The organism is Streptomyces sp. NBC_01384, assembly GCF_045040035.1.
Taxonomy (GTDB): domain Bacteria; phylum Actinomycetota; class Actinomycetes; order Streptomycetales; family Streptomycetaceae; genus Streptomyces.
In genome coordinates this window covers 7440990-7466126 of record NZ_CP109559.1, presented here as the reverse complement: position 1 = coordinate 7466126, position 25137 = coordinate 7440990, and the positions used below count along the sequence as shown (strand labels likewise).

21 protein-coding genes and 2 pseudogenes are annotated in these 25137 nt (G+C 68.9%); 9 read left to right on the top strand and 14 right to left on the bottom strand.

All coding sequences use genetic code 11. The annotated features are described in order from the left end of the window. Nucleotides 1–206: 206 nt before the first annotated feature. Entirely contained in the window at nt 207–1034 is an 828-nt protein-coding gene (locus tag OG747_RS34055; RefSeq protein WP_405883195.1) for an alpha/beta hydrolase, read from the top strand. Between the two features lie 97 nt (nt 1035–1131). Continuing rightward, complete coding sequence (locus OG747_RS34050) at nt 1132–2145, top strand: alpha/beta fold hydrolase (RefSeq protein ID WP_405883194.1); 1014 nt, start codon at nt 1132–1134, stop codon at nt 2143–2145. 428 nt (nt 2146–2573) lie between these two features. Here OG747_RS34050 and OG747_RS34045 read toward each other — a convergent pair whose 3' ends face one another. From OG747_RS34045 to OG747_RS34035, 3 genes and pseudogenes are all read right to left on the bottom strand, one after another. Next, nucleotides 2574–3200, bottom strand: coding sequence for a response regulator transcription factor (locus tag OG747_RS34045; protein ID WP_405883193.1), 627 nt, complete (start codon nt 3198–3200; stop codon nt 2574–2576). Between the two features lie 113 nt (nt 3201–3313). Beyond that, nucleotides 3314–3730 carry an aldehyde dehydrogenase family protein gene (locus tag OG747_RS34040; protein WP_405885829.1) on the bottom strand — a complete coding sequence of 139 codons (417 nt, stop codon included), beginning with the start codon at nt 3728–3730 and terminating at the stop codon, nt 3314–3316. Between the two features lie 136 nt (nt 3731–3866). Beyond that, nucleotides 3867–4274: pseudogene (locus OG747_RS34035) on the bottom strand (LuxR C-terminal-related transcriptional regulator); the annotation flags it as partial. Between OG747_RS34035 and OG747_RS34030 the strand changes: the two are divergent. Then, nucleotides 4268–4534: a hypothetical protein gene (locus OG747_RS34030; protein WP_405883192.1), complete on the top strand. Its 267-nt coding sequence runs from the start codon at nt 4268–4270 to the stop codon at nt 4532–4534. The pseudogene OG747_RS34035 and the gene OG747_RS34030 overlap by 7 nt on opposite strands. Before the next feature lie 55 nt (nt 4535–4589). On the opposite strand, the gene OG747_RS34025 is transcribed toward OG747_RS34030, so the two are convergent. Further along, the gene (locus OG747_RS34025; RefSeq protein WP_405883191.1) at nt 4590–4973 is read right to left on the bottom strand and encodes a nuclear transport factor 2 family protein; all 384 of its coding nucleotides are present in this window, start codon (nt 4971–4973) and stop codon (nt 4590–4592) included. 242 nt (nt 4974–5215) lie between these two features. Between OG747_RS34025 and OG747_RS34020 the strand changes: the two genes are divergently transcribed. Further along, a complete protein-coding gene (locus OG747_RS34020; protein ID WP_331743605.1) occupies nt 5216–6604 on the top strand; it encodes an IS1380 family transposase in 1389 nt (462 codons plus the stop codon). A 456-nt stretch (nt 6605–7060) separates the two neighbouring features. On the opposite strand, the gene OG747_RS34015 is transcribed toward OG747_RS34020, so the two are convergent. Continuing rightward, nucleotides 7061–7462: a DUF1003 domain-containing protein gene (locus OG747_RS34015; RefSeq protein WP_405883190.1), complete on the bottom strand. Its 402-nt coding sequence runs from the start codon at nt 7460–7462 to the stop codon at nt 7061–7063. Nucleotides 7463–8158: 696 nt separating this feature from the next. Here OG747_RS34015 and OG747_RS34010 point away from each other — a divergent pair. Then, complete coding sequence (locus OG747_RS34010) at nt 8159–8626, top strand: group III truncated hemoglobin (protein WP_405883188.1); 468 nt, start codon at nt 8159–8161, stop codon at nt 8624–8626. Between the two features lie 507 nt (nt 8627–9133). Here the strand turns inward: OG747_RS34010 and OG747_RS34005 are convergent. From OG747_RS34005 to OG747_RS33985, 5 genes are all read right to left on the bottom strand, one after another. Next, a complete protein-coding gene (locus tag OG747_RS34005) occupies nt 9134–9649 on the bottom strand; it encodes a hypothetical protein (protein ID WP_405883187.1) in 516 nt (171 codons plus the stop codon). Nucleotides 9650–9753: 104 nt separating this feature from the next. Next, on the bottom strand, nt 9754–10011 hold the full coding sequence (locus OG747_RS34000; protein ID WP_405883186.1) for a hypothetical protein: 258 nt from the start codon (nt 10009–10011) through the stop codon (nt 9754–9756). A gap of 431 nt (nt 10012–10442) precedes the next feature. Continuing rightward, nucleotides 10443–12026, bottom strand: coding sequence for an FMN-binding glutamate synthase family protein (locus OG747_RS33995; protein ID WP_405883185.1), 1584 nt, complete (start codon nt 12024–12026; stop codon nt 10443–10445). 594 nt (nt 12027–12620) lie between these two features. Next, nucleotides 12621–13112 (bottom strand): hypothetical protein, encoded by a 492-nt coding sequence (locus tag OG747_RS33990; protein WP_405883184.1) that lies wholly within the window; start codon nt 13110–13112, stop codon nt 12621–12623. Nucleotides 13113–13300: 188 nt separating this feature from the next. Then, complete coding sequence (locus tag OG747_RS33985; protein WP_405883183.1) at nt 13301–16153, bottom strand: helix-turn-helix transcriptional regulator; 2853 nt, start codon at nt 16151–16153, stop codon at nt 13301–13303. A 160-nt stretch (nt 16154–16313) separates the two neighbouring features. On the opposite strand from OG747_RS33985, the gene OG747_RS33980 reads away from it, so the two are divergent. Continuing rightward, nucleotides 16314–17840: a 4-hydroxyphenylacetate 3-hydroxylase family protein gene (locus tag OG747_RS33980; protein WP_405883182.1), complete on the top strand. Its 1527-nt coding sequence runs from the start codon at nt 16314–16316 to the stop codon at nt 17838–17840. 21 nt (nt 17841–17861) lie between these two features. Here OG747_RS33980 and OG747_RS33975 read toward each other — a convergent pair whose 3' ends face one another. The 4 genes from OG747_RS33975 to OG747_RS33960 all read right to left on the bottom strand — a co-directional run bounded on the left by OG747_RS33975 (nt 17862) and on the right by OG747_RS33960 (nt 23081). Next, on the bottom strand, nt 17862–20081 hold the full coding sequence (locus OG747_RS33975) for a LuxR C-terminal-related transcriptional regulator (protein WP_405883181.1): 2220 nt from the start codon (nt 20079–20081) through the stop codon (nt 17862–17864). Nucleotides 20082–20459: 378 nt separating this feature from the next. Continuing rightward, entirely contained in the window at nt 20460–20948 is a 489-nt protein-coding gene (locus tag OG747_RS33970) for a flavin reductase family protein (RefSeq protein WP_405883180.1), read from the bottom strand. 137 nt (nt 20949–21085) lie between these two features. Next, nucleotides 21086–21955 carry a dioxygenase gene (locus OG747_RS33965; RefSeq protein ID WP_405883179.1) on the bottom strand — a complete coding sequence of 290 codons (870 nt, stop codon included), beginning with the start codon at nt 21953–21955 and terminating at the stop codon, nt 21086–21088. A 70-nt stretch (nt 21956–22025) separates the two neighbouring features. After that, nucleotides 22026–23081 carry a maleylacetate reductase gene (locus OG747_RS33960; RefSeq protein WP_405883178.1) on the bottom strand — a complete coding sequence of 352 codons (1056 nt, stop codon included), beginning with the start codon at nt 23079–23081 and terminating at the stop codon, nt 22026–22028. A 339-nt stretch (nt 23082–23420) separates the two neighbouring features. On the opposite strand from OG747_RS33960, the gene OG747_RS33955 reads away from it, so the two are divergent. From OG747_RS33955 to OG747_RS33945, 3 genes and pseudogenes are all read left to right on the top strand, one after another. Beyond that, nucleotides 23421–24176, top strand: a complete 756-nt coding sequence (locus tag OG747_RS33955) for a CoA transferase subunit A (protein ID WP_405883177.1) — start codon at nt 23421–23423, stop codon at nt 24174–24176. Next, nucleotides 24176–24820 (top strand): CoA transferase subunit B, encoded by a 645-nt coding sequence (locus OG747_RS33950; RefSeq protein ID WP_405883176.1) that lies wholly within the window; start codon nt 24176–24178, stop codon nt 24818–24820. Before OG747_RS33955 ends, OG747_RS33950 begins: the two co-directional genes overlap by 1 nt. Then, a pseudogene (locus OG747_RS33945) lies at nt 24817–24930 on the top strand (acetyl-CoA acetyltransferase); the annotation flags it as partial. The gene OG747_RS33950 and the pseudogene OG747_RS33945, both read left to right, overlap by 4 nt. Nucleotides 24931–25137 lie beyond the last annotated feature (207 nt).

Here is a 25137-nt window from a genome sequence, read left to right as displayed (position 1 = left end):
CCGCGACCGGCAGCCGTGACGGTGGCCGGCCGCGTCGGTCCGTGCCGGGCGGGCAGTCACGGGGTGAGTCACGGACGCAGTCACCGAGGCGGGCATTGAGTTGCCGAGCGAGTAATTCGACTGATTCAAAGTGCACGACTGCTGGACGAATCTAGAGGCATCGCTCAGCGCAGCCCGTGCAGAGAATCCGCCTCCAGGAGGTTCCGATGTCCGACAACCGCACTCCCGTCGTCTTCATCCACGGTCTGTGGCTGCACGCCTCCTCCTGGACGCCCTGGGAGGAGCTGTTCACCGCCCACGGCTACCGCACGCTGGCCCCGGGCTGGCCCGGTGAGCCGGACACGGTGGAGGGGGCACGGGAACACCCGGAGGCGGTGGCCGACCGCGGCATCGAAGAGGTCACCCAGCACTTCGCGGAGATCGTCTCCTCCCTCGACCAGCCTCCGGTGCTCATCGGTCACTCGTTCGGCGGACTGATCGTCCAGAAGCTGCTCAGCCAGGGCGTCGGGCAGGCCGCCGTGGCCATCGACCCGGCCCAGATCAAGGGTGTCAAGCCGCTGCCGTTCGCCCAGCTGCGGTCCGCCTTCCCGGTCCTGGACAACCCGGCCAACAAGCACCGTTCCGTCTCGCTGTCCCGAGCGCAGTTCCGCTACGGCTTCGGCAACGCCCTCACCACCGAGGAGTCGGACGCCCTCTACGACCGCTACACCGTTCCATCGCCGGGGCGGCCCCTCTTCGAGGCGGCGTTCGCCAACTTCAGCCGTCATTCCGCGGCCCATATCGACACCGCCAACAGCGACCGCGGCCCGCTGCTCCTGATCTCCGGCCAGGAGGACCACACCGTCCCCGACGTCGTGACCCGGGCCGCGTACAAGCTCTACGGCGACTCGACGGCGGTCACCGACCTCAAGCAGTTCGCCGACCGTGGCCACTCGCTCACCGTCGATGCCGGCTGGCCCACGATCGCGGAATTCGTCCTCGGCTGGCTCGCCTCGCAGAACGTCAACCCCAGCACCACGGGCACCCTTGCCTGACCGGGTGGCGTCCCCCTCCCCCAACCACCTTTACCCCCCTACAGCAGCGTCACGTCCGGGCCTAGTGCTGGTCCGGACCTCACTGAGGAGTCACAACATGAAGAAGAAGGTCCTGCTTCCCGCTCTGGCGGCCACCGCCGTCGCCGCCGCCCTGGTCACCACGGCGCTTCCCGCATCGGCGGACGGCTCGACGGCCAAGCCGACCACGGTGTCGAGCAGCGCCGGCGGGCACACAGACCCGGGCGGCGAGAAGGTCCCGGCCGGATTCACCGAGCACCGGGCCAAGGCGGGAGACGTCAACATCGACTACATCGCCGGCGGCCACGGCAAGACCCTGGTCCTGCTGCACGGCTACCCGCAGACCTGGTACGAGTGGCGCAAGGTGCTGCCCGAGCTGAGCAAGCACTACTACGTCATCGCCCCCGACCTGCGCGGCGCCGGCCGCAGTGACGCACCCGCCACCGGCTACGACAAGAAGACCCTCGCCAACGACATCCACGGGCTGCTGGTTCGGCTGCACCGGGACAAGGACGTGCGCCTGGTCGGGCATGACATCGGCACCATGGTCGCCTACTCCTACGCTGCCGCCCACCCGCAGGACGTGACCAAGCTCGTGCTGAGCGAGGCCCCGATCCCCGACCAGAGCATCTTCAACTGGCCGGCTCTGACCCCGGCTGGCCCCGGCCTGTGGAACTTCGGTTTCTTCAACGTCACCAACGGCCTGCCCGAGCAGACGGTCCGCGGCCGTGAGGCCCAGTGGGTCGCAAGCTTCAGTGACATGCTGGAGCACAACAAGAGCGGCATCAGCCGCAAGGACGCCTCGGTCTACGGCACCTATCTGAAGGACCCCGCCCACCTGAGCGCCAGCTTCAAGTGGTTCCGCACCATGAACCAGGACGTCGCCGACGACGCGGGCTACGCCAAGAACAAGCTCACCATGCCGGTCCTCGCCATAGGCGCCCAGTACAGCCTGGGTGACCTCGTCCCCGACCAGGTCCGCAAGTACGCCACCAACGTCACCAGCGCGGTGGTGCCGAACTCGGGCCACTGGATCTACGAGGAGCAGCCGGTCGCGGCCACCAAGATCCTGCTCGACTTCCTGGGCAGGTGATCGGCTAGCCGGCCAAACCGCCAGGCGGGCCCGGACCACCAGGTCCGGGCCCGCCTCCACGGCTGGGCATGGGGCCTCTCAGAGCCGTACGGGCGGGTACCGGTGCCACCGGTAATGAAGGATTCCAAGGGCACGAGCCGGAGTTCGGAAGCGGTCGAGCAGCGCGGGAAGGGCGATACGGGCCTCCAGCCCTGCCAGCTCGGCTCCCCGGCCGTGGCATCGCGACCGAGGAGAACGACCGGCTGCTGGTGGAACTCGCGACCGAGGCCCTGACGAATCGTCAGCTCTCTGCCGTCCTCGGGGTGAGCGAGGGAGCGGTGGGCAACCGTCTCATGCGGCTGTTCGCCGGGACCGGTACCCCCACGCCTGGAACTGGCCACGGCGCTGGGCGACAGCCGGCGACCGCACGCAATTCCCCGTGCCACACCTCATATAAGCCCACACCTCACGGCGTACGCCACGGCGTGGGTCCGGTTACGGAGATTGAGCCGCTTCGTCAGGTTGTAGAGAATGTTCTTGACCGTCCGCTCGGAATAGCTGAGCTTTTGGGCTATCTCCTGCAGATCGCAGCCCTCGGACACCAAGCGCAGGACGTCAATCTCTCGGGGAGTCAGGCCAGAGGCGGTCAGTCCGTGCAGGGCGAGCACGTCGCGGTTGGTCCGCAGTACCTGATCGAACAGTTTCCCCTGGAGCTCGGGCGGGAAGTCACCGTGTCCCTCGCCGACGCTCACCACGGTGTTGGTGAACGCCGCCGGAGTAAACTCACTGCGCCACATCACGGCACGCACGCCGCCCTCCAGCGCCGCATAGAGGTCCGCCTGCCACTGATCGCCGACGATGAGCAGGAAGCGAGGGTCGGTCATCCCTGCCGACAGTTGTCTGAGCATGTCCAAGGTGGCCACGACCACGGTGTCCACAGCCACGACGACAACGTCGGCCTCCTGCAGTTGGGCAGGGGCGACCAGGCTCAGTCGGGGCTCCATACGGATATGTCCGATCAAACCCAGTCGGGTGATGGGGTCGGTCGCATGGACCGCCACGCTGATCAGGCTCATGGTCATCTCCTGCGGTAGGAATCGTGCTCGATGAAGACGAACAGGCAGAAAGAGCCTCTTTTCGGTGCTGCCCGGCTCCTCGTCAGGCGTATGTATGGCAAAGGTTCACGGGATCACCCGAGCGCCGGTTCCGCCCCCCGTTTTCGGTCGGCCCCCAAGAGGGGGCGGGCTTGCCCATGCGCACGGGTCCCACAGGCATCCCGACGCCTCGGCCAGGGGTGCGGCTGACGTAGGGAAAGTTCGCGCGAGTCACACCGGGGCCGCAGCCTCCCGGGCACCCCGCTGACCTGCGGCGTCGTGCCGCGGGTTCCGGCATGGGTGTCCGCGTTCCCGGGGTCGCCGGTGCGCAGGGCGCGGGCCTGCTCGACGAACCGTTCCACGAACCCGTCAAACACGGAGTCGTCGATGATGACGCGATTGGGCGCCATGCAGATCTGGCCCTGGTGGTAATAGCTGCCGAACACGGTGCATTCCACGCCCCGTTCGAGGTCGGCGTCGTTCAGCACCACCAGCGGTCCGTTTTCGCCCAGTTCCAGCGCGAGCTACTTCAGACCCGCTTTGGCGGCGATGCCACGCCCCATGGGGTGGAACCGGTGAACGAGATCCCCCTGGGGGCCTCATGCTCGACAAGACGGTCGCCGACGTCCCGGCCGCGGCCGACCTGACTCCGAGCTTGACGAAGATGTGCTTCATGTGCGTGTTGACGGTGTGCACGGACACGGGGAGACGCTCAGCTTTGGCCCGATTGGTGAGGCCGTCCACGACGAGCGGGATCAGATTCCGCCCGGGCTCCGTCAGACACTCCCACCCCCGGAGGACCAGCCGTGGGGTGAGGTACCACGCCGCTGCGCACGCCGAGCTGCCGAAGACGCCGTCGGATCCACTCGTGATCGCGCACGGCTCCTGAGGCCGACGCCAGATGCCCTGCCACTTCGAGGTACGGTCCGATCCGGCCAGGAGCACCCCGAGGTCCTCACAGGCGGTCGCCAGGGCCAATAGCCTGCCGCTGCTCCGGTAGGCGGTGATGGCGGAGGACAGTTCGCCTGGCGGCGCCGTCGAGGAGGCCGTTGACATGGACCAGGACCGCCCCAATGATCTGCTGGCCGTCGTTCTGCGCGTCCAGGCCGCGGAGTGCTTCGGACACCGCCCGCACAGCCGCCGAGACCGCCTCCCGCAGCATCGCCTTCGGCCTGCCCATGGCCCAGTTCCTCGTCCCCGAGCTGCCCTTCGGCGGTGTGGGAGAGGTGGGAGAGAGCGGTCTGGGCAGCTACCACGGCCGGCACAGCGTCGTCACGGTCAGCCACCGGCGTTCGGTGGTGGCGGCCCAGTCCTGACGTCAGGGCGTGGTTCGGAGATTGCGGGGCCCTGCGGTGCGAATGGCCCCTGATCTCACGCGGAGCCCTCGCCGAGCACGGCGAGGAACGTCTCGTCCTCTACGTAGATCTCGAGAGCGCTGATCAGGCCGTCGGTGACCCGCCAGATGTGAACTTCGGGGGAGTCAAAAGGACGGCCGTTGGCGCGGACGGTGCCCCTGGTGCGTCCCACCTGGACCACGCGGTCCCCGGCCTGGTAGACCGCCTCGGGCTCGACGGTGCTGCTGATGTGGGAACTGACGGTGGTGAAGAACTCCCGGAACCCGGCAAGCCCCTCGTAGAAGCCCCCCCAGGGCAGCCTGTCGGACTGCCGGATGGTGATCTCCGGATGGACGAGCGCAGCCGCTGCCGCCGCGTCTCCATTCCTGATCGCCTCATATGCCGCATAGACAACTTCCATGCCATCCCGCTTCATTGGTGCCCGTCTCTCTGTGTCAGGGGCCGGACGCGCCGGTCGCACGTCCGATCTCCGCCCAGAGTGATCGATCCGCCCCCGCATCGCTTCGGTCATTCGACTGAGCCCGGATCCACCGGCTTGATGCCTGTGGATAGTTCTTCCGGAAACGAAGAAGTGCCCTGTGACCTGCGATGATGGGGTTTCTCTAGGACCACATCAGGCACGATCGACAAGGCACTTCCGAGATGCAATCCTCCCATGCCGCGGCGGCGGTCTCTTCCACGTTCGATGATCCGAACCTGGTCGCGTACGGCGGGCTGGAGCCGGTGGTGCGGCTGGCCGAACGGTGCGGTCTGCCCGCGCTGGCCGGGGAGCACATCAGGCTGCCGGTCTCGAAGGACGGCACCGGCGCCTTCCCCGCCGCGAAGCTGATGTCGCTGGTGGGCGGTATGGCCGCGGGCGCCGACAGCATCGAGGACATGGACCGGCTGCGGCACGGCGCGATGGGCCGCCTGTTCTCCGGAGTGCGGGCCCCGTCCACGCTGGGGTCGTTCCTGCGCTCCTTCACCCACGGGCATGTGAAGCAACTGCATGCCGTGGCCCGCCGGTTGTTGCCCGAACTGGCCCGTCACACCCCGTTGCTGCCCGGCGCGGACCAGGTGGCCTACGTGGACATCGACGACACCATCCGACGCACCTACGGTTACGCCAAACAGGGCGCCGGCTACGGATACAGCAAGGTCAAGGGCCTGAACGCACTGCTCGGCATCGTCTCCACACCCCTGGCCGCCCCCGTGATCGCCGCCACCAGGCTGCGTAAAGGGCCCTCGAACTCCGCGCGCGGGGCGGCAGCGTTCGTGGCCGAGACCATCCGCACCGCCCGCGCCTGCGGCGCGAGCGGCCTGCTGGTGATGCGGGCGGACTCCGCGTTCTACGGCGCCGACGTCATCAACACCTGCCGGGCGCTGGGCGCGCGCTTCTCCGTCACCGTGCGGATGAACGCCTCCGTCAAGGCCGCCATCGCCCACATCGACGAGACCGCCTGGACGCCGATCAAGTACCCCAAGGCTGTCTGGGACGAGGAGGGCCAGTGCTGGATCTCCGACGCCGAGATCGCCGAGGTCCCCTACACCGCGTTCACTTCCAAGCCGAAGAAGCAGCAGGTCACCGCCCGTCTGATCGTGCGCCGCGTCAAGCGCCTGAACCCTGACGCCGTCCCCGCCGGGCAGGGCACCCTCTTCGACACCTGGCGCCACCACGCCGCGTTCACCGACTCCCCGCTCGCCTTGAAGGACGCCGAGCGTGATCACCGCCGGCACGCTGTCGTCGAGCAGGTGATCGCCGATGTCAAGAACAGCGCCTTCGCCCACGCACCGTCCGGTCATTTCCAGGCCAATGCCGCATGGCTCGCCCTGGCGGCCCTGGCACACAACCTGACCCGCGCCGCCGGCGCCCTGGCCGGAACATTCCATGCCAGAGCAACCACCGCCACCATCCGTGACCACCTGATCAACGTGCCCGCCCGCCTGGCCCGATCCGCCCGCCGCCTCACCCTGCACCTGCCCGAACGCTGGCCCTGGAGCGAGGACTTCACCCAGCTCTTCAACACGGTGCATGCACCGCCAGTCCTCTGACTCCCTGACCGACCCGCCCGAAAGGGCCCGAGACCTGTGGAAAAAGTGGAAGAGCTGGGCAGACCAGCGGCCACCCCATGCCCGAATCCGCAACTCAGCCCCGACACGGCCTGCGCGACCCCGAAACGATCAACCGGGAATCAAGCCGGTGGATCCGGGCTGAGGGGTCCGCGTACGTCGCGATCAGTTTTGCCTTCCAGCCGGGCGGCAACCTCCGCGCCAAGCCATGTACAGGACACCCTCGCGGACCTGAGTCATGTGACTGCCCGTTCACCCGTGACCGCCGCGCAATCCACGGTTGCTCACCAGGAACAGAACTTCCCCCCGCTGCGGGCACGTTGCTGCCATCGACGACGCGGGAGTTACCGCACCCTTCCGCGACGACTCCACACGCCGTCGCGGCCTGGTTTGTCTCCATCAGTCAGCGATCCGCTCAGTGAGCGACTCCGCCGTTTGCTACACCTCCGTGCCGTCTTCGACCAAGCGGCGGTGGAGTTCCTTGGTCATGGCGTGGATCGCGCGCGTCAGCTCGGTGTTGGTCTTGAGTTCCAACTCCTGCTCGACGAAGTCATGGTCGGCCTTCATCTGCTGGAAGGCGGCCTGCCGGTTCTGGCCGATCATGACAAACGTGGACAGGAAGATCGCCTCCAGAGACACCACCAGGGTCAAGGTGGGCCAGGGACTGGCCTCGAGGAACACCATCCAGAACGCGAAAACGATCGCATGCAGATAGACGAAGGGCATCGAACCGGCGAACCGTGTGATCGCGTCGGCGATACGCAGTTGGACATCCTCCGTACGGTGCTTGCGATGCGCCACCACCGCCGGGTGGTGGTCCATGCCATCTTGCTCGCTCATCTCAGCGTGCCTTTCGCGTACCGGGGTGTTCTGGGCCCTGCCGACGGCACGATCGGCAACCGCCAGATCCTCCGCAGCGGAGGGACGCGGCGCCGGAGACCTCACCTCACGGTCACGTCGGTGGTCCGGTGACGCCTGCGCCGGGTCATCCTCGCAGCAAGGCCGTTCTCTCCGCCGGTCAGGTCACCGGTACGTCCTCGGCCGGCCGGGGTCGTCCGGTGCGGCGGTGGCACGGTCGAGGCACGCCGATGCGGTTGCCGCAAGCTCGAATGGCTGCGCGGTGAGCTCGCGAACGCGACGCTCGAACGGGCCCGGATCAGCAGATGCGCCCCAGCCCCGGTAGGAAGTGGCGCCTCGGCGCCCCCGCCATCGGCTGGAAATATCCGCCAAGCGGGTGCGGCTGACTGACGGCGACGAGATCGAGTACGACCGGCTGCTGATCGCCACCGGCATACGGGCGCGGCCGCCCAAACGCTGGGCGCTCATTCTCGACCTGGTGGCCTGACCGATGCCAGCACCTCCGTGACAAGGCCCACAAATATGCATACCAAATGCATATTTTGTTAGGCTTGGGCTGCACTCTTCCGGCACGTGCGGCCGAGGGCACCCGCCCCGACGTCGAATCCGGAGCTCGCGGATGTTCCACCTCGTCGTCGCCGCGATCGGCGCCGTACTCGTCCTGGAAAGGCTGTAACCGTGCCATCCGAACATGACCTCTCGAGCCGCGACGATGTGTCTGCCCTGGTCACCGAGTTCTATCGGCGAGCCTTCGCGGACCCGCTGATCGGGCCGATCTTCACCGACATCGCGCATATGGATCTCGCCGCCCATCTGCCCGTGATGTGCGACTTCTGGGAGACGGTGCTCTTCCGGGCGGGTCTCTACCGTCGCAACGCCCTGCAGGTCCATGTGCGGTTGCACCGGCTCGCTCCGCTGGAGGCCGAGCACTTCGCGCGTTGGCTGACACTGTGGACAGGCACGGTGGACGACCTGTTCAGCGGCGAGAAGGCCGAGCTGGCCAAGGTCCAAGCCGAGCGTATCGGCGGATCGCTGCTGCGTAGGGTCCATGGTGCGGACGCCGGTGAGCTGGTCACCTTCCACCGCCGCCCGGTCATGCCCCCGGCCCCGACCGGCCTCGGGCCCGAGCCGGCCCAGGAGATGTGAACGGCGGCAGACCGTCCGCGCGCTCGCCGTCCGCGCCCGCCTCGCCGACCTCCTGGAAGCCGAACCCTGCCTGGACGTACTCTCCTGCTACCCGCGCCTGCTCGCCTGGGAGCTCACCCGCCTCTCCAAGGGCAAGCGCGTCACGCTGGTCGTCCTGCTCGACACGTTCGAGGATCTCCCGGAAGGAGCTCCGCCGCCGCTACTGCGACGGTGGATGGTGGCCCAGAGGCCAGGAGCGGGAGCTGTTCCACACCGGGTTGGTGCGCACGACCCGATACCGCTACCGGGGATCGATGATCCCCTCACCCTGGCCGCTGGCAGCGGCATGAGGATCGGACCACGGCCCTGACCGGGGCTTGTGGAGAGCCCGTTGCGGGGACGACTCGCACGGCGGGTTCGGGAGGCGGTCCGGGGAAACGGGCTGGTCGCAAGGCCAGCACCGCGCCCCGGGCCGACCTTACAGTTGTGCGCCCTGTCCGGTGCGCTGCTGGCGGACACCGACGGGGTCTACGACCCGGCCGAGCATAATGACCAGTTGCTGCTGGGGCTGAAGGGGACGATGGCCGGTGCGACGCGAGGGCGCACGTTACGAGTGAACTCACCAATGAGGCCTCCGCCGGACAGCAGCAGCGGTCCGGCGTCCTTGCCCTCGGTGCCGTTCACGAGGCCCGCCACCAGCCGGACCGCCGCCCAGCCGTTGGCGAGGCTGATGACACACATCAGGGCCAGGCCCAGCAGGCGCAGCCACCGGGTGCGGGGTTCGACCCGCCGGGGGTTGCCGGCGATCACGCCTGCCAGCATCACCAGTTCCAGGGCCGGCAGGACCCAGTACGGCTGGAAGGCGAGCCGGTGCAGCAGCATCAGCTGGATCGCCACCGCCACCAGGATCACGGCGATCACCGCCCACCGCGGCTCGCCCTGCGTCGCCCTGCGCCACGCGGGCACCACTTCCCGCTCGCCGTCCGCCAGCAGCCGATCGATCCTGGCCAGCCGGTTCTCGGCATCGGACATTCGGTCGGTCATGGCGACGATTGTCCCGATACCGTTTGCCGATCGGACGTCCGGCACAGGAGGTATCCCGCCGTGCCGGATGTTGCGCCGCCGTGTCGGGCGGTCGCGGACGACGGTCAGCAAGGCGGCGCTGCGGGTTCGAGGTTCCATCCGCCGACGAAGTCGCGGTGCAGGCGCCGCAGTTCGATCCAGGCCTGGTCAAGAGCGAGGTAATTGCGCCTTCCACGCTCGACGGGAGTCTCGGCCCGGTCAGCGGCGATCTGCCGCGCCTGCTGCTGGTCCGAGGCGTTGTCGACCAGGTAGAAGCACCGGACAGCGCGGTCGGGAGCAACGTGGTAGCGGAATCCGATCAGCCATATGACGGTTTCACTCATTGTCGGCTCCTCGGCTCCAACGATGGAGAGCACGGCGTTTCCTACTTCGTTTCGCTACGGTTCTCCTGACCGGCCGCCAGCCATGCCGAAAGCCAGGGATCCAGCCCGCGGGCGAATATCCGACTCGGCTCATTCTGAGGAGAGTCGAGAGCAGCGGTGACGCACTCCGGGGTGCGTGTGCGACAGGACGAGGCGGGTTCCGATTCGGCCGGCGTGTGCCCTTGGGCGGTATGCGTGGCGCTCATCGTGCAACACACTCCCTATTCCGACGGAGCAATGACCACCAACACAGCCAGTGTTGATCGGGAAGGCACGCAAGGCATCGCATAGTCTGGTGATTGGTCGGCGTACGGTCAGGCGTTCCTGTGCCTCACCGCATGGCCATGAGGCTGTCGCCGGATGCGCGGGTCTTCGCTCGCTCGCGAGACAGGTCATGCGTCGAAGCGGTCGGGATCCGCGGCCTTCCAGTCCGCCGCCCAGGACTCGGGCGGTTCGATCAGCAACTGCCCGGGAGCCAGCCATTCGTAGAGCTCCGCATAGGACCGGACAGTGACCGGGTCCAGACGCCGGCGCAGCATGTGCGGACGCAGATCAGCGGGTTCGCGCACGCCCAGCGAGGCGATGATCTGCTGTGCGCTCTTCACGGTAGCGGACTGGAAGCGGTGGACCCGCGCTGATTTGTCGTGGACGTTCAACGCGCGTGCGCGGCGCGGGTCCTGGGTGGCGACGCCGACGGGGCAGGCGTTCGTGTGGCAGCTCTGCGCCTGGATGCATCCGATGGCGAACATCATGGCGCGTGCCGAGTTGGTGAAGTCGGCGCCCTGCACCAGGCGCTTGACGATGTCGGCTCCCGTGGCGACCTTGCCACTGGCCCCGATCCTGATCCGGTCCCGCAGGCCGGTGCCGACCAGGGCGTTGTGGACGGTGATGAGTCCCTCGGTGAGTGGACTGCCGAGGTGGTCGGCGAACTCCAGCGGAGCTGCTCCGGTACCGCCCTCCGCTCCGTCCACGATGATGAAGTCCGGCGCGGTGCTCTCTTCGATCATGGCCTTGCACACCGCCAGGAACTCGCGCTGGGAGCCCACGCACAGCTTGAAGCCGACCGGCTTGCCCCCGGCCAGCTCACGCATCTCGGCGATGAACCGGATCAGCTCGCGAGGCGTGCCGAAGGTCTGATGGTAGGAGGGCGAGATGACGGTCTGCCCCTCGGGAACCTCGCGTACCCGGGCGATCTCGGCCGTGACCTTCTCCCCCGGCAGCACTCCCCCGATGCCGGGCTTGGCGCCCTGAGACAGCTTGAGCGACACGCATTTCACGTGGTCGTGAGCAGCCTTCTCGGCGAACCTCGCGCGGTCGAAACCGCCGTCCGCGGTGCGGCAGCCGAAGTATCCGGTACCGATCTCCCAGACCAGGTCGCCGCCGTGGCGCAGGTGGTACTCCGACAGGCCGCCCTCACCGCTGTCGTGGGCGAAGCCTCCCAGGGCTGCCCCCCGGTTGAGGGCGAGGATGGCGTTGGAAGACAGCGAACCGAAGCTCATCGCCGAGACGTTGAGCAAGGACATGTCGTAGGGCTTGGTGCAGTCCGGGCCGCCGATGCGGACCCGGGGCTCTTCGACACCTACCGGGAGTGGTCTGATGGAGGTCTCGAAATATTCGTATCCCTCGGCATAGACGTTCCGCTCGGTGCCGAACGGAAGCTCGGCTTCGTTTCCCTTGGCGCGCTGGTAGACGAGACTGCGCACATCCCGGTCGAATGGCCGACCATCGTAATTGCGCTCGATGAAGTACTGCTGCAACTCCGGCCGGATCGACTCCAGCGCGAAGCGGGCATGCCCCAGTACCGGATAGTTGCGCAGGATTGAATGGCGCCTTTGGAGCAGGTCGTGAGTACCTGTTCCGGCTATCGCCGCACACAACACGGCGGCCGGCCACCACCATGGGGAGACGATCGATGCTGTGGCACCAAGGGCGATTGCGGCGGACCCGATGGACCCGATCACTGCGGTTCTGATCATGTGCGGAACGTGTGTCTTTCGCGGTACGGGCGAACCTCCGCCCGGGGTCGAGTGGCTGACGGTGTCGGGCTTACGGGTCAGCTGACGTACCCGAACGCCACGAGCTGGCCCCGGATCCAGGGATCGTGCGCCTCCGCGACGGCAACTGCCCTGGTGGGGGCAGAAGCTGCCGGTGGAAGGGTGGCCGCTGTCGCGGTACCTCCGGCGGTGAGGAGAGCGCCTCCGACGACGGCGAGAGAAGCGGCCGCAGTTGCGATGCGCCGTACGAGCTTTTCCATTGCCATTCCTCCTTGTATTAGCAATCGCTAACACAACAAGTGTTGACCGGGACGGCGGCGGGCACATCGCACAATCTAGTGATTGGCCCGTACACCTTCAGGCGTCTCCATCCGGGCACTGTGTCATTCGAGGTCGTCTCTCCCCAGGTGCTCACGTACATACCTGGAAAAGTCGCACCCCTCACCGATCGCTTCACCCCGGGAGTCAAGGACGAGGGCGTAGTCTTCGGTATCCACCAGATAGACACGGCCGTCCAGCACATAGGCCCCGGGATGCTTCACCGACATGCGTTTCCTCTGCGTTCGCTGGGGCTTATCAGTGGTGTCGGCGAACCGCGAAGCAGTGGAACTGGACGCTGACACCGAGCAGGTACACCGCCGTCGTGGTCGCTCCGACGAGCCCCCACAGGAGGGGTCCGGAACAGCACCAGGTCAGCAGCAGGCCCACCAGCGCGGCGCAGGCTGCCATGGGCAGATGGAAGGCCGCCCATATCCGTGTGCCGGTCCGACTGGGCCCGTCCGGCGTCATGGCGGCACCGCCGTACGCGACAGCGCTGAGCGCGACGAAGGCGAGCGTCGCACCGGCGAGGAGCGCCAGCACTTCGGCGGGCCCTGGGGCACCGCGCTCGGAAGACGTGACCGTGGTGGCGGTCCACAAGGCGAGGGTGTAACCGTGTGGGGCCGCGCTCGCGGACACGGCGGTGCGGAGCTGGTCGCGGTATGTGCGCTCCGGGCCCGTCTGGGATCCGGATCCGGCTGTCCCGGGCCGCGGCCGGTTCGTCTGCGACTTGGACGACCGTCCGGTCACGCCGATGCTCCTGTCGGTCTCGCTCCGCCGGCTCATCTCCGGTCACGCTCGGATCCGGCGGGGTTGCCGGTCCTGACGACGCCGTGCCGGAGGCCGCTCCGTCGCGTCCAGCGTCACCGGTGCGGCCGGAGTCGGGCGTCACCCATTCAGGGGATCTCTGCCACCGCGGCCCGCGTTCGGTGCACCGGTCAGTCGGCCGCTTCGGCGCCGGTACCCCGCTCGATCGCCAGCCTGGTCAGCTCGACCCGTGAGTTGATGCCGAGCTTGGCGAAGATGTGCTTCATATGGGTGTTGACGGTGTGCACGGACACGTAGAGCCGGTCGGCGATGGCCCGGTTCGTGAGTCCCCCGACGACGAGCGGGATGAGTTTCCGCTCGGATTCGGTCAGGTCCTCCCATCCCTGGGGGCCGGCCGTGTGGGTCCGCACGGGGGCGGAACGCACGCCGAGCCGCCTCAGACGCCCCCGGATCCGTTCCTGGTCGCGCCCTGCCCCTGAGGCCGACGCCAGGCGGCCCGCTTCTTCGAAGTACGGGATCGCCGATGCCGTGTCGCCTGCTTGCGTCATCAGCTCGGCGAGGTCCTCACAGGCCGCAGCCAGGGCCAATGGTCTGCCAGTGTTCCGGTAGCCGGTGACGGCGGACGCCAGTGCGCCGGAGTCGTTGTAAAGCAGGCCGTCCACATGGGCGCGGACGGCCCCGATGATCTGCCAGCTCTCGTCCTGGGCGGCCAGGCTGAGCAGTGCGCCCGACACGGCCTGGGCGAGCGACGGGTCCCCGCCGCGGAGCGCGGTGCGCACGATCTCGGGCCAGTGGGACGGGGACAGTGTCAGCAGGCGCGCCGGTTCCTGGCTCGCAAAGCTTTCCGCGAGTACCGCCGCCGCTGCGCCGGCTTCGCCCTCGGCGTCCGCCAGGCAGGCGCGGGCGAGAGACACCCAGGGGCCGTACCGCTGGGTGTGCGTGCCGGAGCCGGCGTCGGCGGTGCTGAGGTGGTCCTGGGCCTTGGCCAGGTCACCGCGTCTGATCTCCACCAGTGCCAGGACGGCACGGGCCTGCGGATTCGGCAGGGTGATCTCGAGTTCGTCCGCCACCACCAGGCTGGCCTCGGCCTCCACGGCCGCGTCGTCCAGCGCTCCCTGTTCGAGAAGCGCGCAGGCGCGGGCGGCGTGCCAGTGGGGCAGTGACCAGCCCAGGCCCAGCGCCTCCGCCTCGCGCTGTCCCTCCCGCAGGGTCCGCTCGGTGTCCGCGAGCCGGTCGGTGACGGTCAGCACGGTGGCCAGCCACAGTGCCGGAATCCGCGGGGGCCGCAGATAGAGCGCGGCGGGCTCGGTGCCGTCGCGCCGGGTGGCCTCCTCGGCGAGTTCGAGGGCGTGGGCCAGGTGGCCACGGTAGAAGAACGCCTGTGACTGGAACACCAGGGCGCTGACGACGACGGCCGGATCGTCGCTGCCGTAGGAGGCCTCGACCAACCCGGTCCCGGTCTGTTCGGCGGCGGCGATGTCCCCCAGGTAGAGGTGGCCCGTCGCCTTGGTCTTCAGCAGCCGGACCCGCAGGTCGGACGGCAGCCCGGGCAGGTCAAGGGCCTTCTGGAGGTGTGTCATCGCGGCGGCGTCGTCGCCCGCGGCCTGGTAAATCTCGGCGGCCACCAGGCGCAGCCTCGCCTCCTGCAGCGACTCGAGGCCTTCCGGCAGCGTGGCATCGACCAGGTCGAGCGCCTCGTGGACCCGGCGGGTACGGCCGAGGTACTCGGCAGCGTCGGTCAGCAGGGCGGTACGGCGCCGGTCGTGCGGGGGTAGCAGGCCGGCGACCCGCTGGGCCAGATCCGCAGCCGCGTCGGGGGCCGAGGACGACATGTCCCGTACGGCGGTGGTCATGGTGGTCACGGAATGGTCGTCGACCGGGCCGCCCGACATCACGACGTGCCAGGCCACCTCCGCCGGGCGTGCTCCGGTGCCGCGGAGGCTGTCGGCCGCCTCCCGGTGCAGGGCGGTCCGCACGGCCAGGGGCAGATTGTCGTGGACCGCCTGCCGGGTGAGGTCGTGGCGGAAGGCCAGTCGTGGGCCGCCGGCCGAGAGCAGGTCGGCGTTCAGGGCCGCCTCGACGCCCGACAGCAGGCTGCCCACCTGCCTGCCCATCATCCGGGCGGCCGTACCGAGGTCGAATTCGCGGCCGAGGACGGAGCCGATCTGGAGCAGGTGCACGGCGTCTTCGGGGAGCCGGTCCACCCGCGCGGCGACACTGCGGCGGAAGCTGACGGGAATGCCGTCGCGCAGCAGGCCCGTCTCGCCCGCCTCCATCTTGGCGACGTCGGTGTCGGCGAAGCCGCGTACCAGTTCGATGGCCAGAAAGGGGTTGCCCGCGACGCCGCGCAGGAGCCTGGCCAGTCCGGGTGACGGCGTCGTCCCGAGGACATCGGACGCAATGTGCTGCAGTTCCCGCTGTGGCAGGGGGCCCAGGGTGAGCCATCGGGCGCCGAGGCGTTCGAGGTCCTCCCGGACCCTGGCCACGATCGGCCGCTCGGTGTCCGACCGTACCGCCAGCACCCACAGGATCCGCGAGGCGGCCAGTCGTCCGGGCAGAGTGCGCAGTACGAAGAGCGTGGCGGGATCGGCCCACTGGGAGTCGTCCACGAGCACGGCCACCGGCGCGCGCTGAGCCCGCTCCTCCAGAGCGTCCGCGATGCTGTCCAGCAGCCAGAGCCGCTGGTCGTCGGCGGCCGCGAGGGCTCGGTGGGAGCCGTCGGAGGGCTGCAGAGTGGACTGCAGTGCGGCTCCTGCCGCGTACTGGTCGAGCTCGTCGGCCCGCACCGAGACCACGTCGAACCCGGACCGCCGTGCCATCTCGTCCAGCTCCGCGAGGAACCGGCTCTTCCCGACGCCGGCCGCGCCCTCCACGACGACGCAGGCGCCCCGTCCGCCGCGCACCACGTCCAGTGCCTCACGGGCGGCCACGACCTCGCGGTCCCGTCCCCTCAGGCGCAGCCCCGTCATGGCCCGGTTCCCACGCCCGCCGGCTTCGTCGCCGGCGGGGTCTGTGCTGTGCATGGGGCAAGCATGCCGCAGGGGCACATCCGTCCTCAACGCCGGTTCCCCGGTGACCACGGCTTTCACCCGGGTGAATGTCCCTTCCGGGCCGTCGGCTCACCCTGTCGCGACGCATGCTCCATGACATCCAGATCTCTTGTCCCCTGGAGAGGAGTACGACGTGCGTACAGGCAAGGAATACCTGGCAGCGCTGAACGACGGCCGTACGGTGTGGGTGGGTGACGAACTCGTCGACAACGTGGCCACGCACCCCAAGACCCGGGCGTATGCCCGGAGCATCGCGGCCTTCTACGACCTTCACCACCGCCCGGACCTGCAGGACGTCATGACGTTCGTGGACGAGGAGGGTGTGCGACGGTCCATGACGTGGTTGCAGCACCGCTCCAAGGAGGAGCTGCTGCGCAAGCGGCGCTACCTGGAGACGGTGCAGCGGGAACTGGGCGGCGGGGCGATCCCGCGCACCCCGGATGTCAACAACTACGTCCTGCTGACCTACGTCGATGACCCGGAGCCCTGGAGCAGCCAGTCCGTCGGAACCGACGGGAGGGACCTCACCCAGGGGATCCGCGACTTCTGGAACGAGGCGCGCGACGGTGACCTCAACGCGACGCCGGCCTTCGTCGACCCGCAGGCGGACCGTTCGCGCGATTCCGCACAGGCCGAGTCCCCCGCCCTGCGGGTAGTCGGCACCTCGGACGAGGGCATCACCGTGCGGGGTGTGAAGGCGATCAGCACCGGCGCAGCCTTCGGTGACGTGATCCACATCGGCGTCTTCTACCGCCCCGGCATCGTCGCGGAGCAGATCATCTACGGCGCGGTGAAGCCCAACACCCCCGGGATCACCATCATCTGCCGCGAGAGCAACGTCCGGGACGGCGAGGAGGTGGAGCACCCGCTCGCCTCGCAGGGTGACGAGCTGGACAGCATCATCGTGTTCGAGGATGTGCTCATCCCCTGGAACCGGGTCTTCCACATCGGTAACCCCGAGCACGCGTCGCTGTACCCGCAGCGCGTCTTCGACTGGCTGCACTACCACTCGCTGGTGCGGGCGATGGTGAAGGCCGAGCTCATGCTCGGTCTGGCCCTGCTGGTCACCGAGCACATCGGCACCTACCAGTTGCCGCCTGTCCAGGCCCGCATAGCCAGGTTCGCCGGCTTCCACCAGACGCTCAAGGCACATGTGGTCGGTTCGGAGGCCCAAGGGTTCTTCACGCCCGGCGGCATCTTCAAGCCGAACGTCCTGATGTTCGACTTCGGGCGGGCGTACTACATCGAGCACATCACCGACATGGTGCACGAGCTCATCGATCTGGCCGGCCGTGCCGCGCTCATCTATCCCACCGAGGGGCAGTGGCAACAGCCCGAACTCAGGCCGTGGCTGGAGGCGCTGCAGACCGGACCGGTCGGCAGGCCGCACGACCGGCTGAAGATCAGCCGCGTGATCCGCGACATGTTCCTATCCGACTGGGGCGACCGCATCGGCGTCTTCGAGAACTTCAACGGCACGCCCCTGCTGGCCATCCGCACGCTCACCATGAAGCGCGCCGAGATGTCCCCCAACGGCGCCATGGCGGACCTCGCGCGCAAGGTCTGCGGCATCGAGAGCGTGAGCGACGAGGAGGAGACCGCGTACCAGGCCCAGGCGAACTACGCCCGGCGCCAGGACGCCTCACGCCTGGACGCCTAGGAGCGGCGGTCAGGGCCCGGATCACAGCACACCGCACTCCCGGGCCCTGGCGACCGCTTCGCTCCTGTCGTGTGCGTCGAGCTTGCGGAAGATCGCGCGTACCTGTGTCTTGACGGTGTTGTGGGACACGTACAGCTCGGAGGCGATCTCACGTAGTGTCAGCGAGCCGCACAGCGCACGCAGCACCCGGCGCTCCCCCAGCGACAGGTCCTGGGGGCGGGGGGCGGCGGGTGTGACCGCCGTGGCCCCATCTGCTCGGCCGAGCAGGTCCGTGAGGATTCCGGGCGACTCGCATCTGGCCGCCGCCCGCTCGGCGGCCTCCCGGGCCTTGCGCGCCGCGTTAGTGTCGCGCCGCGCGCTCTCCAGCCGCGACCGCGTGAAGTGCCACAACGCACGCACATGGGGTTCGCTTTCCGTCCGGGGCGAGCCCGCCAGCGCCGCTTCCGCGTCGGCCAGCGCCTGTTCGGCCTCGTCGAGGCGTACCTCCTGGAGAAGGAGGCCGGCCCGGCCGACATAGGCGGGCACCGAGACGAAGTGCCGGTCCAGGCCCACCGTCGCGATCTCCTGGAGCGCCTCTTCGCTCAGGATGTGTGCCAGTTCGCGACGCCCGGCCAGGTGTGCGCACAGGGTCCGCAGGCCCAGCGCGCGGACGAGTGCCAGGCCGTGCCCGGCAGCGTGCGCGTCGCGGGTCGCCTCGCCGAGCAGCACCTCCGCCTCCTCGTACCGGCCCGTCCACAGCAGAGCGGCACCGCGGGCCGTACCTGCCAGGGCACGCCAGGAGGTCAGCGGCAGGGTTCCGGTGACGGCGGATTCGCCGAGCCGGTCGGCGGTCAGGACCTCCCCCTTCAGACAGCAGGCGATGGCCTGGGCGACGGCTGCCGCGTAGCAGACCGTGCCGCCCTCGCCGACGGTCTGGGCTCCCGTCTGCCTGAGCAGTGCCACGTCCAGCCATCGGCAGGCCGTCTCGGGGGCGCCGTTCGCGAGAGCCGTCATCGCCGCCACGACACACAGCCGCGCGTCGGCGGCCACCGTGCGATGCGGCAGCATGTCCAGCCACTGCGAGACCTGCACACCGCGGCCCGCCGAGACCGCCGTCTCCCATCCGTCGAGGACCGACGCGACGGCCGCGGACTCCTCTCCGCCCTGCGTCCAGTGCCGTACGGCCTCGGTCGTCCTCCCCTGCCGTGAGTACCACTGAGCCACCGACCGGTGCAGGGCCGCGACGGTGTCCGATCCTTCGGACTCGAGGACGTCGGACAGCAGTGCGGCCAGTGCCCGATGATGCCGGTACGCCGACGCCTCTGCGGCGACGGGGACCAGTAGTTGCACGGTTCGTGCAAGCTCTCGCAGCAGGACGCCCGCCCGGTCGCCGGCGAGGGCCTGGCACGGGCCAGCACTCAGTTCGTCGAGCACACTGGTAAGGAGCAGGAACCGGCGCTGTTCGGTGGTGAGCCGGTCGAGGACCTCGGTGGCCAGATACTCGGTGATCGCTTGCCTGCCCCGGGCCAAGTGCCCCTCGGTGTCGGCCGCGTTCCCGGAGCGGGCCAGGGCGCGCCCCATGATGCACAGCCCGGCAGCCCATCCCTCGGTGGCCTCGTGCAGTGCGCGCGAGCTCTCCGCGGTGGGAGCGGATCCGAGCAACCCGGTGAGCACTGCCCGTGATTCCTCTCGGGTGAAGGCCAGGTCGTGCTGGTCGAGTTCGGCGATCAGGCCCCGGGCGCGCAGGGCCGGAAGGGGGCTTCCGGGAATGTGCCGCGTCGACAGGACGATCCGGATGCCGTGCGGAAGCCTGGTCAGGAAGTCCGCCAGGGTGCGCTGTGCGTCGGCGTCCGTGACGGACTCCAGCCCGTCGAGGATCAGCGTGAGCGGTCCCGCCGCACCCAGCCCGGTCAGCAGAGTGGGCAGGGTCTCGTCGAGCCAGGTGTCGGCCGTCCACTCGCCGCCGCCAAGGCGGGCGGGCAGGTCCGGTCGTGCCTGCTGCAACGCCCGCAGGATGCCCGCCCAGAGCCGGTCCGGGGCGTTGTCGTAGGCGTCCAGGCTGAGCCAGGCGCACTCGCCGCGAGCCGCCAGGTCCCGCGACCACTCGGTCAGCAGCACCGTCTTTCCGGCACCGGCCGGTGCGGAGACCACCACCACGGGCTCGGTCGCCGCGTCGAGCCGGTGCAGCAGTCGCGGGCGGGTCAGAAGATGCGGGGGCTGGGCCGGAGGATGCAGCTTGAAGGCTGGCACGGAACTGGTCATGGCACCTTCCGTGAAGTAGTCGGGACGAGCGGGAGCCCCCGACGGCCCTGGCTCGCCTGCGAGAGCCAGACGTCGGGGGCGTCGGTGGGCCGGTCACGGGGACCGCGGTGGCCGCCGGGGCCTAGGTGTCCGGCGGATCAGGTCGGCCAAGAAACGGTGCTTCTTGGCCAACCCGAGCGGGGGCGAGGGGGTCCCCCCGCTCAAGCTTGTTCGAGCGGGGGGTGCAGCTGCCAGGCGGAGGAGCCAGTCGACGCGGTGGGGGCGCCCCCGGCCGAAGGCTGGGGGACGTCGGCGACCGACGACAACGCCGCTGGGGGTGCCCCCTCCGGGGAGCGCGTGCCAGGGCCCGCGACGCCGGCATGATCCGCCGGACACCCCCTAGTGCGAGGCCCTGAGCGCGCCGAAGCCGCCGGCGAAGTGGACCAGCGGCCGGCTGTCCACCCGGTGCGTGCAGTAGCGGACGTCACCGACGAAGATGGTGTGATCGCCGCCGGGGAGCGCCTCGGCGACATCGCAGACGACGGCCGCGATGGCGTCCTTCAGCACCGGCACGCCGTGGTCGTCGATGGTCTCGACGCCCGCGAACTTGTCCCGTTTGGAGGCTGCGAAGTTCCGCGCCAGGGACTCGCTGTCCTCGCCGAGCACGTTGACCGCGAAGCGGCCGTGCTCCGCGATCGCGGTCCGCGTGTACAGGTGGTTGCCGATGCACACGAGCAGCTGGAGCGGGGCCAGGGACAGGGCGGACACGGCGCTCGCGGTCATCCCGATGGGCGTGCTTCCGGAGCGTGTGGTGATCACGCTGACACCCGTGACGAGCCGGCCCATCGTGGCTCGGAAATCGACTGTCGTTTCGAGGGTTTCAGTCATCGGGGGGCCTCCGTGAAAGTCGGGGGAACGTCGGTGTGTGGCGCGGGCCCCGGGGTGGCTCCCGGTCCCGGTGGGTGTGTTGGGCGCACATGTCGCTCGGGCGCGGCGTGACGTGTGCGGCGCCGGCGGCAGCGAGGTCAGCCCGCGGGGCTGGGTTCGAGGACGAACGTCCGGCGCAGCAGGGTGTACGGAACGTCGGTCAGGCCACGGCAGGGACCCGAGTCGGCCTCGTACGTGTCGTAGGACTCCAGCAGTGACTGCTTGACTCCGAACACCGGATCCGTGTCGAGGTACGGGTCGTCGGAGGGGAAGAGCATGGTGGTCACGCGCTGGAATCCCGCGGCCGTGATCAGCACATGCACATGGGCGGGACGCATCAGCGACCTGCTGGTGGCACTCATGAGTTCGCCGACCGGGCCGTCACCGGGGATCGGGTAGCTGGCCGGGCGGATGGAGCGGAAACTGAAGTGCCCCGTCTCGTCGGTTCGGAACAGCGCGCGCATGGCCGTGTCGACCTGGCCGGGCACCTCCATGTCGTAGTGGCCGTCCGCGTCGCTGTGCCAGACGTCCACCCCTGCGCCGGGCACCGGCGCTCCCTCGCGGTCCACAACCCATCCCTCGAAGAACAGCGGGGTGCCGGGCAGGCCTCCGGAGATGTCGGCGGCGTCGGATTGCTCCGGCCGGTCCTCCCTGAAGTAGGGGCCCAGGACGCTGTTCTGGGTCGCTTTGACGGGGCGTTGGTTGCTCAGGGCGTCGACGAGCATGGTGACGCCCAGTACGTCGGAGAGCAGGATGAACTCCTGACGCGTCGGCGTGCACGTGTGCCCGGTACGCGTCAGGAAGTCGACTCCCGCGGCCCACTCGTCCTCCGTCAGTTCGACATCGCGAACGAAGGCGTGGAGATGGCGGACCAGTGAGTGCAGGATCTCCGCGAGGCGGGGGTCCTTGGTGTCCCGCATGGTCGAGATCACGGCCCCGGTGATGGTGTCGCTGGTCAGATCACGCATGACGTGCTCCTGTGGTGATTGAGTGATCGCTGGCGGAGTCGGTCTGTGGATGCGGATGCCCCGGCGACGTTCATGGCGTCTCGCCGGCCCAGGCGCGGGTCAGGAAGGCGCGGACCGCGCTCCGGTCCACGGGACGGGGATTCCAGTAGCCGTCCCGCACGACGAGTTCGGCCGCCTGCTCGATCCCCGATTCGGGCATGCCGAGGTCCCGCAGGGCTCTGGGTGCGCCGAGCCGCCCCGCGAGGTCGAACAGGGCGTTCGCGGGGTCGTCCCCCGGCAGTGCCCGCGCGATGCGGGCCATGGCTTCACCGACGGCCGGGGCGTTGTAGGCGATGACGTGCGGCAGGACGACCGTGTGGGTCTCGGCGTGCGGCAGCCCGAAGGTGCCGCCCAGCACATGGCACACCTTGTGGTGCAGGGCCATGCCCACCGTGCCGAGGCATGTGCCGGCCAGCCACGCGCCGTACAGCGCGTCGGCACGTGCCTCCGCGTCGTCCGGACGTCGCGCAATCAGGGGAAGGGAGCGGGCGAGGGCGTCGAGCGACTCACCGGCCATCAGGAAGGCGACCGGGTCCTGGTCCTGTGCGTAGAGGGCCTCCACGGCGTGCGCCATCGCGTTGATGCCGCTGACCACCGATACCGGCGCCGGAAGTGTGTGCGTCAGCTCGACGTCGTACACGACCGTCCTGGGCAGTACCTCCGCCAGCCGCCGGGTCGTCTTCCTGCGGCCCTCGGTCTCTCCGAGGATCGGTGTCATCTCCGAGCCGGCGTAGGTGGTGGGCAGCGCCAGCTGCGGAAGACCGGTCCGCGCGGTGATCGCCTTGCCCAGACCTATGGTCGATCCGCCGCCGACGGCGAGCACCGAGTCGGCTCCTACGGACCGGGCGTACGCGACCGCCTTCCCGGTGACCTCGACAGGGGTGTGCGGGGCGGCCTCGGCGAAGATTCCCGCGGCTGCCGCTCCCAGCAGATCACGTATCTGCGCTGCCTGGTCCACTTGGCCGGGCGTGCACAGTACGAGCACCCGCCGGCATCCGAGAGCATCGGCCTCCTCGGGAATACGGCTGCGCGTTCCGCTGCCGAAGACCACCTTGGTGATCTGTCCCCGGTGCACGAATTCCTTCATGATGATTCCCTCGGTCCTGCCGCGCCTTTTCATGGGTGGAAGGAAGCCTCGCCACGGAAATGATGTGCGTCAACGGAATCCGTGAAAGATGACGAGCAGCCCCCCGGGAATACCTTGTTCGCGCGACCCTCAGGACCCCAACGCCGAAGGGCGCGCGTGCGATATCACCTATCTGCGGGATGGTGGGCCGGGGCGAGGCGTCGGACCGTGGGTGCAGGTGCGGGCCCGCGATTCCCATCATGCTCGGAGGCTGTCGCCGAGCCCGACCCAAATCTTATGCATTGCCTTACGGAAAAACACCCGGTGGGTCCGCATTGGCGAGAGGCAGCGTGAAAAGCGATGGAAAAAGTGGTCGCCACGGCCGGGGAGGCGGTGGCCGATGTTCCGGACGGCGCGTCGCTGGCGGTGGGTGGTTTCGGGTTGAGCGGTGTGCCGGACATATTGATCCGGGCGTTGTTGGATCGAGGCATAACGGGGCTTTCGGTCGTCTCGAACAATTGCGGGGCGACGGAGTCGGGTCTTGCGGTGCTGCTCGCGGCCGGGCGGATCGCGCGGGTGACGGGTTCGTACATCGGGGCGAACAAGGAGTTCGCGCGGCAGTATCTGGCGGGTGAGCTGGAGGTGGAGCTGATTCCGCAGGGGACGCTGGCGGAGCGGCTGCGTGCGGGGGGTGCCGGGATCCCGGCGTTCTACACGCCGGCGGGGGTGGGCACGCAGGTGGCGGAGGGCGGGCTGCCGTGGCGGTATGACGGGCGGGGTGGGGTGGCGGTGGCGTCGCCGGTGAAGGAGGTGCGGGACTTCGAGGGGACCGAGTATGTGCTGGAGCGGGGTATCCGTACGGATTTCGCGCTGGTGCGGGCGGCGAAGGGGGACCGGCACGGGAATTTGGTGTTCAACAAGTCCGCCCGGAACTTCAACCCCCTCGCGGCGATGGCGGGCCGGGTGACGGTCGCGGAGGTGGAGGAGTTGGTGGAGCCGGGCGAGATCGATCCGGATGCGGTGCATGTGCCGGGGATCTTCGTGCAGCGGGTGGTGGCGTTGACTCCTGGGCAGGCCGGGGACAAGAAGATCGAGCAGCGGACGGTGAGCAGCTGATGGCCTGGACGCGCCAGGAGATGGCCGCGCGGGCGGCCGGTGAGCTTCAAGACGGGCAGTACGTCAATCTGGGGATCGGGCTGCCGACGCTGATCCCGAACTGTCTGCCGGAGGGTGTGGAGGTGGTCCTGGAGTCGGAGAACGGCATCCTGGGCACCGGCCCCTACCCCGCCGAGGACGCCGTCGACCCGGATCTGATCAACGCCGGGAAGGAGACCGTCACGGTCCTTGCGGGGGCGTCGTTCTTCGACTCGGCGCTGTCGTTCTCGATGATCCGGGGCGGGCACATCGATGTGGCGGTGCTCGGTGCGATGCAGGTCTCGGCGCAGGGTGATCTGGCGAACTGGGCGATTCCGGGGAAGCTGGTGACGGGGATCGGCGGGGCGATGGACCTGGTGCACGGGGCCCGCACGGTCATCGTGGTGATGACGCACACCGCGAAGGACGGTACGCCGAAGATCCTGGCCGAGTGCACGCTGCCGCTGACCGGCAAGGCATGCGTCGACCGCATCATCACCGACCTCGGTGTCCTGGACGTCACGGACGACGGACTCGTCCTGGTCGAGACCGCGCCCGGGGTGAGCGTCGAGGAGATCGTCGCCAAGACCGACGCGAAGCTCACTGTCCGGGAGGGTCTGCTGTGAACACGGTGTACATCGTCGACGCGGTGCGCACGCCGATCGGCCGTTACAGCGGCGCGCTGGCGGGGGTGCGCCCGGACGACCTGGCCACCCATGCCATCCGTGAACTCCTTCCCGACGCCCTCGAACGTGTCCTTCGGGTCCGACAGGTACAGCGCGACAGCGTCCGCCTTGAACTCAGCCGAATACACCGTCATCACCATGCGTGACATCTCTTCCTCTGGACCCTCAAGGTCCAGTGTCCAAGGTGTCCACGCTCAGGGGGAAAGGCCAAGGCCGGGTAGTTAGCGTTTTCGCAGGTCACGCAAGCTCGCTGAAGG